16 protein-coding genes are annotated in these 16,801 nt (G+C 69.4%); 9 read left to right on the forward strand and 7 right to left on the reverse strand.

From position 1 onward, the window contains the following. Positions 1 to 92 precede the first annotated feature (92 nt). Complete coding sequence (gene aspS / locus P6F26_RS08960) at positions 93 to 1,874, forward strand: aspartate--tRNA ligase (RefSeq protein WP_278028334.1); 1,782 nt, start codon at positions 93 to 95, stop codon at positions 1,872 to 1,874. 604 nt (positions 1,875 to 2,478) lie between these two features. Here the strand turns inward: aspS and P6F26_RS08965 are convergent. Then, positions 2,479 to 3,186, reverse strand: a complete 708-nt coding sequence (locus tag P6F26_RS08965; protein ID WP_278028383.1) for a response regulator — start codon at positions 3,184 to 3,186, stop codon at positions 2,479 to 2,481. A 254-nt stretch (positions 3,187 to 3,440) separates the two neighbouring features. Here P6F26_RS08965 and mce point away from each other — a divergent pair, with 254 nt between their 5' ends. Then, positions 3,441 to 3,845 carry a methylmalonyl-CoA epimerase gene (mce, locus tag P6F26_RS08970; RefSeq protein WP_278028335.1) on the forward strand — a complete coding sequence of 135 codons (405 nt, stop codon included), beginning with the start codon at positions 3,441 to 3,443 and terminating at the stop codon, positions 3,843 to 3,845. Next, positions 3,845 to 4,132: a DUF1467 family protein gene (locus tag P6F26_RS08975; RefSeq protein WP_278028336.1), complete on the forward strand. Its 288-nt coding sequence runs from the start codon at positions 3,845 to 3,847 to the stop codon at positions 4,130 to 4,132. Before mce ends, P6F26_RS08975 begins: the two co-directional genes overlap by 1 nt. Here the strand turns inward: P6F26_RS08975 and P6F26_RS08980 are convergent. The 6 genes from P6F26_RS08980 to tldD form a co-directional block, all read right to left on the reverse strand. Next, complete coding sequence (locus P6F26_RS08980; protein WP_278028337.1) at positions 4,095 to 4,808, reverse strand: EI24 domain-containing protein; 714 nt, start codon at positions 4,806 to 4,808, stop codon at positions 4,095 to 4,097. The genes P6F26_RS08975 and P6F26_RS08980 overlap by 38 nt on opposite strands. Then, on the reverse strand, positions 4,805 to 5,413 hold the full coding sequence (locus tag P6F26_RS08985; RefSeq protein WP_278028338.1) for a nitroreductase family protein: 609 nt from the start codon (positions 5,411 to 5,413) through the stop codon (positions 4,805 to 4,807). The genes P6F26_RS08980 and P6F26_RS08985 overlap by 4 nt, the downstream gene beginning before the upstream one ends. Positions 5,414 to 5,539: 126 nt before the next feature. Continuing rightward, the gene (locus P6F26_RS08990) at positions 5,540 to 5,959 is read right to left on the reverse strand and encodes a hypothetical protein (protein WP_278028339.1); all 420 of its coding nucleotides are present in this window, start codon (positions 5,957 to 5,959) and stop codon (positions 5,540 to 5,542) included. Positions 5,960 to 6,201: 242 nt separating this feature from the next. After that, on the reverse strand, positions 6,202 to 8,832 hold the full coding sequence (gene topA, locus P6F26_RS08995) for a type I DNA topoisomerase (RefSeq protein ID WP_278028340.1): 2,631 nt from the start codon (positions 8,830 to 8,832) through the stop codon (positions 6,202 to 6,204). A 760-nt stretch (positions 8,833 to 9,592) separates the two neighbouring features. After that, complete coding sequence (dprA, locus tag P6F26_RS09000) at positions 9,593 to 10,750, reverse strand: DNA-processing protein DprA (RefSeq protein WP_347403038.1); 1,158 nt, start codon at positions 10,748 to 10,750, stop codon at positions 9,593 to 9,595. 101 nt (positions 10,751 to 10,851) lie between these two features. Further along, complete coding sequence (gene tldD / locus P6F26_RS09005) at positions 10,852 to 12,273, reverse strand: metalloprotease TldD (RefSeq protein WP_278028341.1); 1,422 nt, start codon at positions 12,271 to 12,273, stop codon at positions 10,852 to 10,854. A gap of 205 nt (positions 12,274 to 12,478) precedes the next feature. Between tldD and coxB the strand changes: the two genes are divergently transcribed. The 6 genes from coxB (at position 12,479) to P6F26_RS09035 (ending at position 16,801) form a co-directional block, all read left to right on the forward strand. Next, entirely contained in the window at positions 12,479 to 13,369 is an 891-nt protein-coding gene (gene coxB, locus P6F26_RS09010; RefSeq protein WP_278028342.1) for a cytochrome c oxidase subunit II, read from the forward strand. A 58-nt stretch (positions 13,370 to 13,427) separates the two neighbouring features. Beyond that, a complete protein-coding gene (cyoE, locus tag P6F26_RS09015) occupies positions 13,428 to 14,372 on the forward strand; it encodes a heme o synthase (RefSeq protein WP_278028343.1) in 945 nt (314 codons plus the stop codon). Between the two features lie 4 nt (positions 14,373 to 14,376). Further along, a complete protein-coding gene (locus P6F26_RS09020; RefSeq protein WP_278028344.1) occupies positions 14,377 to 14,571 on the forward strand; it encodes a hypothetical protein in 195 nt (64 codons plus the stop codon). Beyond that, positions 14,568 to 15,134, forward strand: coding sequence for a cytochrome c oxidase assembly protein (locus tag P6F26_RS09025; RefSeq protein WP_278028345.1), 567 nt, complete (start codon positions 14,568 to 14,570; stop codon positions 15,132 to 15,134). The genes P6F26_RS09020 and P6F26_RS09025 overlap by 4 nt, the downstream gene beginning before the upstream one ends. A gap of 22 nt (positions 15,135 to 15,156) precedes the next feature. After that, entirely contained in the window at positions 15,157 to 15,975 is an 819-nt protein-coding gene (locus tag P6F26_RS09030; protein ID WP_278028346.1) for a cytochrome c oxidase subunit 3, read from the forward strand. A 154-nt stretch (positions 15,976 to 16,129) separates the two neighbouring features. Then, positions 16,130 to 16,801 carry an SURF1 family protein gene (locus P6F26_RS09035; RefSeq protein WP_278028347.1) on the forward strand — a complete coding sequence of 224 codons (672 nt, stop codon included), beginning with the start codon at positions 16,130 to 16,132 and terminating at the stop codon, positions 16,799 to 16,801.

Consider the following 16,801-nt stretch of genomic DNA (forward strand, 5'->3'; position numbering starts at 1 on the left):
CGGGCGGTCCCCCGGGGTTGACTTCGCCCCCCGCGCGCGCTCTATCGCCGCGACGCCCGCCGGCCCGAGAACAGCGCGAAGAAGGACCCGACATGCACGCCTATCGCAGCCATACCTGCGCCGATCTCACCAAGGAAAACGTCGGCCAGACGGTCCGGCTCGCGGGCTGGGTGCACCGTCGGCGCGACCATGGCGGCGTGGTCTTCATCGACTTGCGCGACCATTACGGCATCACCCAGGTCCTCTGCGATCCCGACAGCCCGGTCTTCGCCCAGGTCGAGAAGCTGCGTTCCGAAGTCTGCATCCGCATCGATGGCGAGGTGAAGGCGCGCCATCCCGAGCTGGTGAACCCCAGGCTGCCGACCGGCGAGATCGAGGTGTTCATCCGCGACATGGAGGTTCTCGGCGGCGTCGACGGCGACCTTCCCCTGCAGGTCTTCGGAGACCAGGAATACCCCGAGGAGACGCGGCTGCGCTATCGCTACCTCGATCTTCGCCGCGCGGCCATGCAGGAGAACATGAAATTGCGCTCCGATGTGGTGGCCTCGATCCGGCGGCGCATGTGGGACATCGACTTCCGCGAATACCAGACGCCGGTGATCACAGCATCCTCGCCGGAGGGCGCGCGCGACTTCCTCGTCCCCTCGCGCCTGCACCCCGGCAAGTTCTACGCCCTTCCGCAGGCGCCGCAGCAGTTCAAGCAGCTCCTCATGGTGTCGGGCTTCGACAAGTACTTCCAGATCGCGCCGTGCTTCCGCGACGAGGACCCGCGCGCCGACCGTTCGCCCACCGACTTCTACCAGCTCGACATGGAGATGAGCTTCGTCGAGCAGGAGGACGTCTTCGCCACCATTGAGCCCGTGCTCAAGGGTCTGTTCCACGAGTTCGGAAACGGCCGCAAGGTCGACGAGGTCTGGCCGCGCATCTCCTATCGCGACGCCGCGCTGTGGTATGGCACCGACAAGCCGGACCTGCGGAACCCGGTGAAGATGCAGGTCGTCTCCGAGCATTTCGAGGGGTCGGGCTTCGCCATCTTCGCGAAGATCCTCGAGCACGAGGGCACCGAGGTGCGCGCCATCCCCGCACCCGGCGGCGGCTCGCGCAAGTTCTGCGACCGGATGAATTCCTGGGCGCAGGCGCAGGGCCTGCCGGGAATGGGCTACATCTTCTGGCGCGAGGGCGAGGACGGCGCACTCGATGGGGCCGGGCCGCTGGCCAAGAACATCGGCCCCGAGCGCACCGAGGCCATCCGCAGGCAGCTGAACCTGCACAAGGGCGACGCGGTCTTCTTCGTCGCGGGAAAGCCGCACGAGTTCGAGGGCGTGGCGGGCCGGGCGCGCGACGAGATCGGGCGCGAGTTGAAGCTCATCGACGAAAACCGCTTCGCCTTCGCGTGGATCGTGGACTTCCCGATGTACGAGAAGGACGACGAGACCGGACGTGTCGATTTCTCCCACAACCCCTTCTCGATGCCGCAGGGCGGGCTCGAGGCGCTGCAGGGCGATCCGCTGGACGTGCTGGGATACCAGTACGACCTCGCCTGCAACGGCTACGAGCTCGTTTCGGGCGCCATCCGGAACCACAAGCCCGAGATCATGTTCAAGGCCTTCGAGCTTGCGGGCTATGGCGAGGACGAGGTCCGCAAGCGTTTCGGCGGCATGGTCAATGCCTTCCGCTACGGCGCGCCGCCCCACGGCGGATGCGCGGCGGGGATCGACCGTATCGTGATGCTGCTGGCGGACACCGCCAACATCCGCGAGGTGATCCTCTTCCCGATGAACCAGCGCGCCGAGGACCTGATGATGAACGCACCGTCCGAACCTTCGGCGGAGCAGTTGATGGAACTCGGCCTCAGGGTGCTGCCCCGCGAGTGAGAATGTCGGGAAATTCCGAATACCTGTGAGTTGATCGCCGATTTTCGGAAAAATGAATCTAGAAATGTTGCAAAAGTTCTAACCTGTGGAGGCGCCTGCGCTTTGTCGGCCCTGCGGACTTCGGTCTCTATCGGCCGCCCTCGCGGAGGGCTTGCCGCCGACACGCGCGAGCCTCCGCCGGGCCGGACGTGCAAGCGGACCTCTGTCCCTCTCGAGAGGGTCAGGGTGTATGGTGGCTCGCCACGAAGATCCTGCACTTCGGCGAAGGCGCTGACATCCGAATATTCGCCCGCCCCGAATGGCCGTCCACCTCGACGGCCCCCGGGACGCCCGGATGCCCGGCGCGTGCAGACTTTGGCCCGGACGACCGTTCATCTGGGTGGCGCCGCTGACGCCCCCGGATGCCGGCCGCGGCCGGACGCTCGAGCGGAGGGTGGTCCCCCTCGGGGCGGTCCTTGGCCACTGAAAGTCGGGCCGAGGGGACTTCGACCTGATGTCCTTCCCGCGACCGGACGCCGCCGCGCTTTGGCAAACCCCCGCTCCGACATCCGCCTCTTTCGGCCACAGCCCCGACACCTGCGGCCTTCCGGCTGCGCGGAGGGCGTCAGATCGGCGAGGGCAGGTCCTCGATGCGCCTCGACAGAAGGGCGCGCAGGTCGTTGCGATCGTCGCCCGCCGCCCCGCCATCCAGCGTCATCGCCGCGCGTTCCAGCAGGCCGTCGCTGGCGGTGCGCGCGAGCCCGAGAAGGAACCGCCTGAGATAGCCCAGGGGCGGTGCGTCCATGGCAAGAAGGTGCATCGCGTGCGCGAGGTCCTCGCGCAGCGCCACCGGGTCTGGGCGCACGTCCGAGATGTCGGCATCGCGCGGGCCGTTAGGGCGGAGCGCCTCGGGAAGGTGTTCGAGGATCGCCGACTGGAAGGCCGCGAGGGAGGAGACGGGTTTGGGCAGGAACCCGTCCGCCCCCGCTTCGGCGCAGCTTCGCGCAGCTTCCTCGCGCTCCGCGCCCGAGGTTCCGAGGAGGATCGGCACCCGTGGCCGCGCGCGGTGCATCTGCGCCAGCAGATCGAGGCCGGAGCCGTCCGGCAGCCCCAGATCGACGATGGCGACGGAAGGCCGGTAGACGTTCAGATGCCGCCGGGCCGAGGCGACGCAGTCCGCACGCCGGATCCGCGCGCCGGAGCGCAGGCACATCAGGCGCACCGCCTCCGAGCTGAAGCGGCTGTCCTCCACCACCAGCACGGTCAGGCCGAGCAGTGGCCGCGCAGCTGTCGGCCTTGGGTGAAAGTCGATCCCGTTCACGTCGTTGCCCATGGCATGTCCCGCCGCATGTCCTGCCGCATGTCCTGCCGCAGATCCCCTCGAATAGTCCGTCGCGTGTCCCATTCCCCGTTCCCTTCTGGTCCGATTGCGCATCGCCGCCGACCGCGGCGCGAATCCCCTTCGACCTGTCCGATTGAACAGGGGCAGGGTTGATCAATCGTTAAGTTGCGGCCCCTTGCCGCTTGGCAATCGCGCGGCGCGCGGGCCATATCTGCGGCAACCGCGGATCGCCGAAGGGAAGTGCCATGATCGGACGCCTCAACCACGTCGCCATCGCCGTGCCGGACCTCGAGGCGGCGGCGGCGCAGTATCGCGACACGCTTGGCGCGAAGGTCGGCGCGCCGCAGGATGAGCCCGATCACGGCGTCACGGTCATCTTCATCGAGCTGCCGAACACGAAGATCGAGCTCTTGCACCCGCTGGGCGAGGCCTCGCCCATCGCGGGTTTCCTTCAGAAGAACCCCTCGGGCGGGATCCACCACATCTGCTACGAGGTCGAGGACATCCGCGCGGCCCGCGACAAGCTGCAGGACGCGGGGGCCCGGGTTCTCGGCGACGGCGAGCCGAAGATCGGCGCGCATGGCAAGCCGGTCCTGTTCCTGCATCCCAAGGACTTCACCGGCACGCTCGTCGAGCTGGAGCAGGTGTGATGGGCGTCGTCACGGGCATCGTGCTTTACGCGATCATCTGGTTCCTGACGCTGCTTGTCGTCCTTCAGACCGGCGTCGTCAGCCAGGACGAGGCGGGCGAGCGCGTGAAGGGCACCCACGGCTCGGCGCCGGCGGACCTTAAGTTCGGCCGCCGCGCGCTGGTGACGACCGGGGTCGCCTTCGCGATCTGGGCCGTCATCGCCGCCGTGATCCTGAGCGGCGCGATCACGATCGAGGATATCGACCTCTTCACGCGCTTCGGACTGGGGGCGCCGCCGCCGCGCTGAGGCGCTGGTGCAGGTGCGTGAAGGTCGCCACGCCGAGGATCGGCACGAGGATGTTCACCACCGGGATCGTCAGCGGAACGGCCATCAGGACGCCTGCGGCGAAGATCGCCGGGCGGTGTCGCCTGCGGAAGGCAGCCGCGCCGGCGGCATCCGTGCGCCGCAGCGCCACGAGCTGTGCGTATTCCCGGCCGAGAAGGATGCCGTTCACCGCCCAGAACAGGAACGGCGCGATCGGCGCGAACAGGACATAGAGCACGAGCGCGGCGAGGTTCACCGCCAGCAGCACACCGAGGAACTTCAGCGCGTCGACCAGCCCCTCGCCAAGTCCGATGGTCCGCGGCGGCGGAAGGTCGGGGTAGTGCCTGCGCTCGACCGCGGCCGCGATCGTCTCGAGGAAAAGTCCGATGAAGGCCGAGGCCACGGGGACCATCAGGAAGACCGAAAGCAGCAGCATCAGCGGCACGCCCGCCCAGGTCAGCGCATCGTCCACCCACGCGATCTCGCCGATCCAGGGCAGCGTGAGGCTTTCGGGCACGAGCCAGCCCACGACCGCGACGAACAGGGCGTAGAACCCCGCCAGCAGCGCGACGGTCAGGCCGAGGCCCGCGGCGAGGACGCCGAGGAACCGGCCGTCGGTCATCTGGCCGAGGGCCTTGAGGAAATCGCCCAGGATCATTCCGCCATCCAGGTCGTGATCGCGTCCATGTCGGGGCGGGGGCGTTCCTGCGGCGGGCGCGTCTCGGTCCCGATGTGGACGAAGCCCGCGACGCTTTCGTGGTCGGCAAGGTCAAGGCCCCGGTCGCAGAAGGCGCGGTTGCGCGCGCGCCACCCGGTCAGCCAGCCCGCGCCCCAGCCCGCCGCGAGGCAGGCGTTCACCAGCGACAGGCACACGGCGCCCGCCGACATCTCCTGTTCCCATTGCGGGATCCGGTCCGCGGGTTTCGGCGACAGGACCACCGCGACGACGAGGTGTGCGTCCGCGAAGGACGCCACGTCCTTGGCGAGCGCGTCCGCGTCGCGTCCCTCGGCCGGGCCGATCTCGGCGGTGAGCGCGGCCAGCCGTTCGCAGGCCGCCCGCTCCAGCACGACGAAGCGCCACGGCTCCAGCTTGCCGTGGTCGGGAACGCGCGCGGCCGCCAGCAGAAGCGGGGCAAGCGCGCTGCGGTCCGGCACCGGCAGGCCAAGCGTCTTGGGCGGCCGCGAGCGTCGCGTTAGCAGGAAGTCGAGCGTTTCGGGTCGGGGCGAAAGCGGTGCGGCGATCGCCGGCTGCGTGTCGGTCATGGGCATCCGTCGGGAAGGTCAGGGATCCACCCTGATGTCGTCGGCTTCGCAGCGAAGATCAAGGGTGCGGGCGAACGTGCCGCGCAAAGCGGGCGCCAACAGGGCCTGAAGCGCGGCCTCTCTGTCTCAGACCGTCCCCTGAAGCGCCACGAGACCCCAGACCGCGACCCCTCCGGCGAGCATCAGAAGCAGCACCGAGGCCCGCGTCGCCACGCCGATCAGCCATGCGGCCAGAAGTGCGATCATGAAGCCGACCGCGTAGGCGAAAAGGCCGAACATGCCCATCGCGATCCATTCCACGACGCCGCGCGGCAGGCCGCCCAGAAGCGCCAGCGCGAACCACAGGCCGGTCAGCGCGGTGAGGGAAGCGATGGCGTGGAAGGGCCAGGCGGGCATCCTGTCGAGGAACTGGTCGAACACGGCGAACAGGCCCGTCCCGCCCTCGTCCTGAAGCTCGGCGTCATCGGACCGGAGCGCGAGGGGGAGGTCCTGCGCCCGCATGTCTGACGGGTGCGCCCATGGCGCGCTGTGGTCGTTTGCGAGCATCTAATCACCCCCAGGGGTCGAGCGGACAACGGGTGCGGGATACCCGAGTCGCGGCCCTGCGGGGTATGGCGGGAATCCCGACCGGAGGAGCGAGGTGACAGAAATGTCACGCGAAAGCGGGCGTGACCGGCGATTCCCTGCCGATGGGCCGCGGGCGCGCGCAAGATCGCGCCAGCCGCAGCAGTCCCGGTCCTGCCTGCTGCGAGGCGAGGCGCGCGAACGCGCCTGCCCGCCACGCGGTGTCAGCCGGCCTTGCGCTTCTTCGCGCTGCCGCCCTTGCTGCCCTTGCCGCCCTTCGACTTCTTCTCGGCGATGAGTTCGACGGCGCGCTCCAGCGTCACGTCCTGCGGCTCGAGGTCCTTGGGCAGCGTCGCGTTGACCTTGCCCCATTTGACGTATGGCCCGTAGCGGCCGCTCATGACCTGCACCGGCCCGCCCTCGCCGGGGTGATCGCCCAGCTCTTTCAGGGGCGCCGCCGCCGTGCCCCGCCCGCCGCGTCCGGCCGCCTTGGCCGCGATCAGTTCCACCGCGCGGTTCATGCCGACGGTGAAGACCTCCTCCACGTCGGGCAGGTTCGCGTAGATGCGCCCGTGCTTGACGTAGGGGCCGTAACGGCCGATCCCCGCCTCGACGGGTTCGCCGTCCTCGGGGTGCTCGCCGATCCTGCGCGGCAGGTTCAGCAGAAGAAGCGCCTTTTCGAGGTCCATGTCGCCGGGTGCCCAGCCCTTCGGCAGCGAGGCGCGCGGCGGCTTGGGGACCTCCTCGGTGACGTCGCCGCGCTGGACGTAGGGGCCGAAACGGCCGGTCTTCAGCCAGATCGCTTCCGAGGTGTCGGGATCGACGCCCAGCATCCGTCCGTCCGGCCCGATGCCATCGGCGGCACCGTCCCCCTCCATGCCCGGCGGGCCGAAGGGGCGGGTGTAGCGGCATTCGGGATAGTTCGAGCACCCGATGAAGGCGCCGCCCGACCGCGCCGTGCGCATCGAAAGGCGTCCCGCGCCGCAATGCGGGCAAAGCCGCGGGTCCGATCCGTCCTCGGTCGGCGGGAAGAGGTGCGGCTCGAGCACCTCGTTGATCTTCTCCAGGACGTCCGTGATGCGCAGCTCCGACGTCTCGGCCACGGCGGCGGAGAAGTCGCGCCAGAACCGTTCGAGCACGTCCTTGTAATGCTTCTCGCCCGCCGACACGTCGTCGAGCTCGCCCTCGAGCTTGGCGGTGTAGTCGTATTCGAGGTAGCGGCGGAAGTAGTTCGTCAGGAACGCCGTCACCAGCCGTCCCTTGTCCTCGGGGATCAGGCGGCCCTTGTCCTTTGTGACGTAGCCCCGCGCCTGGATCGTGTCGAGGATCGAGGCGTAGGTGGACGGCCGCCCGATGCCGAGCTCTTCCATCCGCTTGACGAGCGTGGCCTCGGTGTAGCGCGGCGGCGGCTGGGTGAAATGCTGCTGGCCGAGCACCGCGCCGTCATCGGACAGGAGCGCGGCTTTCGCGCCGTTGGCCTCGGTCAGCTTGGCGTGATCGGGCGTCAGCCCGCCGCCCTGCGGCTTCAGCGCGTCGCCTTGCGAGACTTGCGGCAGGCGGCGGCCATCCTCGTCCTCGCCCGCATCGTCGCGCCCTTCCTCGTAGACCTTGAGAAAGCCGTCGAAGAGGACGACCTGTCCCGTCGCGCGCAGTTCCACCTCGCCGTCGCGGCTGGCCACGGTGACGGTCGTGCGCTCCATCCGGGCGGCTTCCATCTGGCTTGCGATCGTGCGCTTCCAGATCAGGTCGTAGAGCTTGCGCTGGTCGTCCTCCGACAGCTTCAGCTCGTCGGGGGCCTTGCTCATGTCGGTGGGCCGGATGCACTCGTGGGCTTCCTGCGCGTTCTTGGCCTTGTTCTTGTACATCCGCGGGCTGTCGGGGACGTAATCCTTGCCGTAGCGCGTCGCGATGGCGTCGCGGGCGGCGTGGACGGCTTCGGGCGCCATGTCGATGCCGTCGGTCCGCATGTAGGTGATGTGGCCGGCCTCGTAGAGGCGCTGGGCCGCCGACATCGTCTGCTTGGCGCCGAAGCCGAACTTGCGGCTGGCCTCCTGCTGCAGGGTCGAGGTCATGAACGGCGGCGCGGGGTTGCGGGTGGCGGGCTTGGCTTCGACGTTGGTGACGGCGAGCGCGCGGGAGGAGACGGCCTTGACCGCGAGGCCCGCCTCGGCCTCGGTCGCGAGGTCGTAGCGGTCGATCTTCCGGCCGCCCATGGCCACGAGGCGGGCCTCGAAGCTCTGTCCGCGCGGGGTCTGCAGGATCGCGCGCACCGACCAGTATTCGCGCGGGCGGAACGCCTCGATCTCCATCTCGCGCTCGACCACGAGGCGCAGGCATACGGACTGCACGCGGCCGGCCGATTTCGCGCCGGGGAGCTTTCGCCACAGGACGGGCGACAGGTTGAACCCCACGAGGTAGTCGAGCGCGCGGCGCGCGAGGTAGGCCTCGACCAGTTCCATGTCGACGTCGCGCGGCTGGGCCATGGCCCGGGTCACGGCGTCCTTGGTGATCGCGTTGAAGGTGACGCGCCTGACGGTGGAGTCCTTCTTCAGGGCGCGGCGCTTCTCGAGCGCTTCCTTGAGGTGCCAGCTGATCGCCTCGCCCTCGCGGTCGGGGTCGGTGGCGAGGATCAGGTCGGGGTCGTCCTTGAGCGCGTCGGCGATCGCCTTGACGTGCTTCTTGCTGTCGTTCGCGATCTCCCAGGTCATGTCGAACCCGTGTTCGGGATCGACCGAGCCGTCCTTCGAGGGCAGGTCGCGGACATGCCCGTAGGACGCGAGAACCGTGTAGTCGGACCCGAGGTACTTGTTGATCGTCTTGGCCTTGGCCGGGGATTCGACAACGACGACTGGCATGGCACGGGCACCTTGACGGGAGGGAGGGGTTGTGGCGGCGGAACATGTGGGCGGGTAGGGGCCTTGTCAATGCGTCACGGCCCCGGCGGGTTCGCCGCCACCCGCCCCGAGCCGGGGCCGCCGACAGTTCGGTCCGGGGGCGCGAGGGCGCAGGCGCGGTGCCGTGATCCGCTCGGAACAGGGACGCGGCGACCCCGGCCGCGCCTGACGGGAGGGCCTTCTGGAGGACGCTGAACGGGATATGGCGGGGGCGGTGCCAGCCTGCGGTTGTGATGGCGGACGGCCGGCGCGATCCGTCTGCGGCGGGGTCGAGGGCAGAGTGCGCGCGGCGCTCGTTCCGGCGGGGGTATGGCTCACGTCCCGCGCCGCGCCTTGGCGGAAAACGCGCGCGCCGTTCGTTCCGTGGCGGGGCCCTCGCGCCCTTGTGGGACCCGGTGAAGAACGCCAGCTGCGATCCTGATCGTGCCTGACGGGAAGGGCTCCTGGCGAAACCTGCGCCCCGCTCGGCCCGGCGAAACCGATGCCTCGCTGCCCGCATGTGGTGCGCTGGCGGAAGGCTCCCGCCATCCGGGATGCGGTGGGGCCAAGGGGAGGCGATGACCTCGAAGGGGACACGTGGAAGGGGACACGGGCGGGAGAGGCGCGGCATCGTCCGAGCCTCTTTCGACCATCGCGGCAGGGGCAGGCCGCCGCGGCGGATCATGCAGTCGTCGTGCGCGACGCACGGCCGCGGCGCGCACGGGGACGCCGCTTCGGCGCGTCAATCGGCGCGCGCGACCGTGCCTCCGGCGCTTCGCGTGATGCGCCCCGACATCTCGAGAACCGCGAGCGCCTGTGACACCTCCCGCGACGGGCGGCCCGTGTCGCGCACGAGCTGGTCCTCGGCAAGCGGGCTCGCGCCGAGAAGGCTGAGGATGAGCGCCTCGAGCCCGCCCTCGGGCAGGGGGGGCGCCGCGCGTGGACGCTCCGTGGCGGGGCGGGGCGCGGCCGCTGCGGGCCGCAGGACCGCCGCCCCCAGAAGCTCGATCACGTCCTCCGCGCCGCGGATCAGCGTCGCGCCGTCGCGCAGAAGGATGTTGCCGCCCGAGGCCCGGCTGTCGAGCGGGTGGCCCGGCACGGCCATGACCTCGCGGCCCTGGTCCAGAGCCGCGCGCGCGGTGATGAGCGAGCCCGACCGCGCCGCGGCCTCGACGACGACGACGCCTCTCGCGAGGCCCGAGACAATGCGGTTGCGGCGGGGAAAGTGCCGTGCCTGCGGCTGCAGGCCGAAGGGCATCTCGCTCAGCCGCAGGCCGTCCTTGCCGATGCGAGCGGCAAGTTCGGCGTTTTCGGCGGGGTAGACGACGTCGAGGCCGCCTGCATGGACGGCCACCGTGCCCGTCCCGAGCGCGGCGTCGTGCGCGATGGCGTCGATCCCGCGGGCAAGGCCGGAGACGACGACGAACCCCGCCTCGCCGAGGTCGCGGGCCAGCCGGCGCGTCATCCGCGCCCCGAGCGCGGAGGCGTTGCGGGTGCCCACGATGGCGACGGCGGGTCGTCCGAGCAGCTCCGCACGCCCCGAGATCCACAGGATCGGCGGCGGGTCGGGGATGTCGGCGAGCATTGGCGGATAGTCGGCGTCGCCAAGGCAGACGATGCGCGCCTTCACACGCGCCGCCGCCCGCAATTCTGCGGTGGCCACCGCCTCGGGGCAGGCGGCGTAATCGGTCACGCCAGCCTGCCGCGCGATGCCGGGAAGGGCCGCGAGCGCCGCCTCGGCATGGCCGTGCTCGGCCATCAGCCTCAGGTAGGTGGCGGGTCCCACGCGCCGCGAGCGGATCAGCCTGAGCCGCATGAGGCGTTCGCGCTCGTCCGTGGCGGGCGGCGGCGTGAAGTCGAGCGGTGGTTCCGCGAATCCGGGGTCGGGCCAGTCGGACATGGACGCGAGCCTAGGGTGTGAATGGTTAACGGGGCGTTACCGCCCACCGCCCGCCAGCGGCGGGACCGTCCACTGCCCGCCAGCGGCGGGACCGCCCGGTGTCAGCTCGCGGCGGAGCCGCCCACCGTCAGACCGCCGATCATCAGCGTCGGCTGGCCCACGCCCACCGGCACCCATTGGCCGGCCTTGCCGCAATTGCCCATGCCGGGGTCGAGCGCCATGTCGTTGCCGATCGCGCGGATGTTCTGCAGCGCCGTCGCGCCGTCGCCGATCAGGGTCGCCCCCTTCACCGGCGCGCCGACCTTGCCGTTCTTCACGCGGTAGGCCTCGGTGCAGGAGAACACGAACTTGCCGTTGGTGATGTCGACCTGCCCGCCGCCGAAGCCCACCGCGTAGATGCCGTCCTTCAGGTCCGCGAGGATCGCGGCGGGGTCGCTGTCGCCGCCGAGCATGTAGGTGTTGGTCATCCGGGTCATCGGGGCGTGGGCGAAGCTCTCGCGCCGTCCGTTGCCGGTGGGCTCCACGCCCATCAGGCGGGCGGACTGGCGATCCTGCATGTAGCCCACGAGGATGCCGTCCTCGATGAGCGTCGTCCGGCCCGCGGGCGTGCCCTCGTCGTCGACGGTGATCGAGCCGCGGCGGTCGGGGATCGTCCCGTCGTCGAGCACGGTGACGCCGGGCGCGGCGATGCGCTGGCCCATCAGGCCGGCGAATGCCGACTGCTTCTTGCGGTTGAAGTCGCCCTCGAGGCCGTGACCGATCGCCTCGTGCAGCAGGATGCCGGGCCAGCCGGGGCCGAGGACGACGTCCATCACGCCTGCGGGCGCGGCCTCGGCGGACAGGTTCACGACCGCGATCCTGAGCGCTTCGCGGGCCGTGGCCTCCCAGTGGGCGCGTTCCATGAGCCCGGTCAGCCCGATCCGGCCGCCGCCGCCCGCATTGCCCGATTCCCGGCGGCCGTTCTCTTCGACGATGACGTTCACGTTCAGGCGCACCATCGGCCGGATGTCGGCGACCCGCGCGCCGTCGGGGCGCAGGATGACGACCTCCTGGTGCGACGCGGCGAGGCTTGCGCTGACCTGCACGACGCGGGGGTCGAGGTCGCGTGCGAAGGCGTCGATCTCGCGCAGGGTCTCAAGTTTCACGCCGAAGCCCGCGTCGGCCATCGGATCGGCATCGGTATAGAGGCGCGCGTTCGTGCCCGCCGGGCCCTCGGCGAGGATGCCTCCGCCGTCGCCCACCGCAAGGCGTGCCGTCTCGGCGGCGCGCAGAAGCGCGGCCTCGGAGATGTCGGTGGAATGCGCATAGCCCGCGACGTCGCCCCGCACCGCCCTCAGGCCGAATCCCTCGCCCGCGTCGTAGCTCGCGTTGCGCACGCGGCCGTCGTCGAATACCAGCGCCTCGGACCGCCGGCGTTCGAGGAAAAGCTCGCCATCTTCGGCGCCGTCGGTGGCTGCGCGCAGGATGCGCAGCGCCGCCGCTTCGTCGAGATGCGTGTCGAAGGGGCGAAAGGGATCGGACATCGGGGGGAACTCCGCTGCGCGTGGACGCTGGAACAAATGATCGAGGTCAAGTTTCGGCCGGGTGAGACACTTTTGACCAATGTCTTGGCTCTCGCGTAGCTATATGGTTCACGGAGCTTGGAACGCAACGGTCGACCGGACGAGGGATCCCAGGGCTCTTTGCCTGGCGCGAGACGGTGGCCGCGAGACAACAGGACAGATCAGAATGGCACTTCGGACGAAGATCGGCGGCCTGTGGGCCGCATTCGGCGCAACCATCGCGGCGGGCGCGGCATCGGCCCAGACGGCGGGCCTGCGCGAGGGGCTCGACATCATCGGCGCGCCCGAGCCGGGCAGGATGGGCTTCCAGCCCGGCGTGACCTCGCTGGCGCTCGACATCCGCGCGCTCGACACGCTGCTGCTGGTGATCGTCACGGCGATCGTGCTGTTCGTGACGGGCCTGCTGATCTGGGCGATGGTGCGCCACAACGAGCGCGCGAACCCGACCCCCGCGACCTTCACCCACAACACGAAGATCGAGATCACGTGGACCGTCGTGCCGCTTCTGATCCTCGTGGTCATCGGGGCGTTCTCGCTGCCGGTGCTGTTCCGCCAGCAGACCATTCCCGAGGCGGACGTCGTGGTGAAGGCCACCGGCTACCAGTGGTACTGGGGCTACGAGTATCCCGAAGAGGGCATCGACTACCTGTCGATCATGCTCGCCGAGGACCAGCTGGCCGAATACGGCTATTCCCGCGACGAGCACCTGCTGGCCACCGACGCGGCAATGGTCGTTCCGACCGGGCAGACCATCGTGGTGCAGGTGACGGCGGCTGACGTGATCCATTCGTGGACCGTCCCGGCCTTCGGCGTGAAGCAAGATGGCGTGCCCGGCCGCCTCGCCGAGCTGTGGTTCGAGGTCGAGCCCGGCCAGGAGGGCGTGTATTTCGGCCAGTGCTCGGAACTGTGCGGCTCGTCCCACGCGTTCATGCCGATCACGGTCTTCGCCGTCACGCCCGAGGAATACGAGGCGTGGCTGGCCGGAGACGCCCAGGAATTCGCGAGCGCGGGTGGCGTGCGCGCGCCGCGGCCGCTGGAACTGGCCTCCGCGGAGTGACATGGGCGGCGGGCCGGCATGGCCCGCACGCCTCCGCCCATCGCTGCAGGATGACCCGATGACCGACGCGACCACGAACCCCAGCCTTCAGACCGGCGCCCCCGAGGCGCGGTTCGCCGACTACGTGCTTCTTCTGAAGCCGCGGGTGATGTCGCTGGTGGTGTTCACCGCCCTCGTGGGCCTTCTGGTCGCGCCCGGGCCGATCTCGCCGATGGTGGGCTTCACCGCGATCCTGTTCATCGCGCTGGGCGCGGGCGCGTCAGGCGCGCTCAACATGTGGTACGACGCGGACATCGACCGGATCATGAAGCGCACGCGGGGCCGTCCTGTTCCCGCGGGCCGCGTCGAGCCGGGCGAGGCGCTTTCGATCGGCGTGGCGTTGTCGGCGATTTCAGTCGCGATGCTGGGCCTCGCCACCAACTGGATCGCCGCGGGCCTGCTGGCCTTCACCATCTTCTTCTACGCCGTCGTCTACACGGTTTGGCTGAAGCGGGCGACGCCACAGAACATCGTGATCGGCGGCGCGGCGGGCGCCTTCCCGCCCGTCATCGGATGGGCTGCGGTCACGGGCGACGTGAGCCTCGCCGCCGTGCTCATGTTCGGCCTGATCTTCATGTGGACGCCACCGCACTTCTGGGCGCTGGCGCTGTTCATGAAGGCCGACTACCACGAGGCGAAGGTCCCGATGCTGACGGTGACGCATGGCCGGGCCGAGACGCGCCGGCAGATCTGGATCTACTCGCTGATCCTCGCGCCCGTCGCGGTGGGCCTGGGGCTGACCCCGGTCGGCGGGCCCGTCTACCTCGCATCCGCCATCGTGCTGAACGCGGTCTTCCTGCTGCGCGCCTTCGCCGTGTGGCGCCGCGACGAGGTGGCCGCCGAGGCCGACGGCTATGCCGCCGAGAAGCGCCTGTTCCGCTTCTCGCTTTCGTATCTTTTCCTGCATTTCGGCGCGCTTCTGGCCGACGAGATGCTCCGACTGACCGGCCTCTGGGGGGCCTGACATCATGCCGATCGCTCAGACACACGAGATGCACAAGCGCCGCTTCGGGCGGAACCTCGGCGTCGCGCTGAGCCTTGTGGGCTTCGCGGCCATCGTCTTCGGACTGACCATCGCGAAGATCCAGGAGGGCGCGTCGATGGAGGCCTACGACCACCAGCCGCGCGTCTCCGTCACGCCGCTGGTGGAGGACGGCCGATGACGCGGAACCAGAAGGTCGTCACGCAGCTTCTGGGCGTCGTGACGGTGATGGGTGCGCTCGCCTGGGCGTCGGTGCCCCTCTACGACCTGTTCTGCCGCGTCACTGGCTTCGGCGGCACCACGCAGGTCGCCACCGAGGAAAGCGAGACCGTCCTCGACGAGACGATCCGCGTCCGCTTCGACGCCTCGCTCGCGCGCGACATGCCGTGGGAGTTCCGTCCCGTCGAGCCGCACATGGACATCCGCATCGGCGAGACGGGCCTTGCCTTCTACGAGGCGCACAACCCGACGGACCGGCCCATCGCGGGCACCGCAAGCTTCAACGTCGCGCCCTACGAGACGGGCGCCTATTTCGTGAAGATCGCCTGCTTCTGCTTCGAGATGCAGGTGCTGGAGCCCGGCGAGACCGTGCTCATGCCCGTCACCTTCTTCGTCGACCCCGAGATCGTGAACGATCCCGAGACCGTCGGCATGCCCGCCATCACCCTGTCCTACACGTTCCACGTCACGGACATGCCCGAGGACTACGCCGCGCTCGTCGACGAGACGCCGGCCGCGAACTGACGACCCACCGGAGGACCCGCCCATGGCCCAGGCCAAACGACACGACTACCACATCCTTCCGCCCTCGATCTGGCCCGTCATGGGTGCTGCGGGCGCCTTCGCCATGCTGTTCGGCGCGGTCAACTGGATGCACGGCTCGGGGCCGTGGCTGTTCCTGATCGGCTTCGCCGCCGTCCTCTACGTCATGTACGGCTGGTGGGCCGATGTCGTGGTGGAAAGCCAGCAGGGCGATCACACGCCCGTCGTGCGGCTCGGCCTGAAATACGGCTTCATCATGTTCATCATGTCCGAGGTCATGTTCTTCGTCGCGTGGTTCTGGGCCTTCTTCAAGCACGCCCTCTACCCGATGAACACCTACGAGGCCTCGGCCTACGTCCCGCCCGAGATCTATGCCGTCGATCCCTTCCACCTGCCGCTGATCAACACGCTCGTGCTGCTTCTGTCGGGTTGCGCGGTGACCTGGGCGCACCATGCCCTCGTGCACAACGAAAGCCGCAAGGACGTGGAGACCGGGCTTGCCCTGGGCATCGTGCTCGGCCTCATCTTCACGGGTTTGCAGGCCTACGAATACTGGGAATTGATCGCCCACAAGCACTGGACCTTCGGCGGCGACAAGTTCTTCTCGACGTTCTTCCTCGCCACGGGCTTCCATGGCCTGCACGTCATCATCGGGACGATCTTCCTCGGGGTCTGCTGGCTGCGGGTGCGCTCGGGCCATTTCACCGCCGAGAAGCACATCGGCTTCGAGGCCGCGGCGTGGTACTGGCACTTCGTCGACGTGGTCTGGCTGTTCCTGTTCCTCGCCGTCTACATCTGGGGCCAGGCGACGGTGCTGGCCTGAGCGTGGCAGGGGGGCGCCGCCCCCCGCGCGTTCCGCGCTCCCCCCGGCGGTATTTGGGGAAAGATGAAGGTGCGGGTCCGCCCGCGCCCGAGACCGGAGGCCCGCCGCGAGGCGGGCCTTCTTCCTTGGCAGAGAACGAGAACGGAGCGGCGACATGACGCGCAGGATGATCTGGCCCGTCCTCTTCGGGATCGGCGGCGTCGCCATACTCGTTTCGCTCGGCGTCTGGCAGGTCCAGAGGCTCGGCTGGAAGGAGGCCGTCCTTGCCGATATCGAGACCCGGATCTCGGCGCCACCGGTGGCCATCCCCGAGGCGCCCGACGCCGAGGCGGACGCCTATCTGCCGGTCGAGGCGACCGGACGGCTGGGCGCGGACCACGTCCGCGTCCTGGTGAGCCAGCGCGGGCAGGGAGCGGGCTACCGCGTGATCTCGGCCCTCGACACGGGCGCGCGGCGCATCCTCGTGGACCGGGGCGTCATGCCGACCGAGGCTGCGCCGCCGGTCCACCAGGGTCGCGTGACCGTGACCGGCAACCTGCACTGGCCCGAGGAGGTCGACCGCTTCACCCCAGGAAACGACCTTGCGCGCAACATCTGGTATTCGCGCGATGTCGATGCGCTGGCCGACCGCCTCGGGACGGAGCCTGTCCTCGTGATCGCGCGCGGCATGTCGGAAACGGACGCTCCGGTGACGCCCCTGCCCGTGGACACGAGCGCCATTCCGAACGATCACCTGAACTACGCCATCACCTGGTTTTCGCTGGCGGCCCTTTGGTTGGGGATGACAGTGTATCTTCTGTGGCGTATCAGGCAGCGAACCGTCTGA

The sequence above is a fragment of the Roseicyclus salinarum genome, from assembly GCF_029624655.1.
Taxonomy (GTDB): domain Bacteria; phylum Pseudomonadota; class Alphaproteobacteria; order Rhodobacterales; family Rhodobacteraceae; genus Roseibacterium; species Roseibacterium salinarum.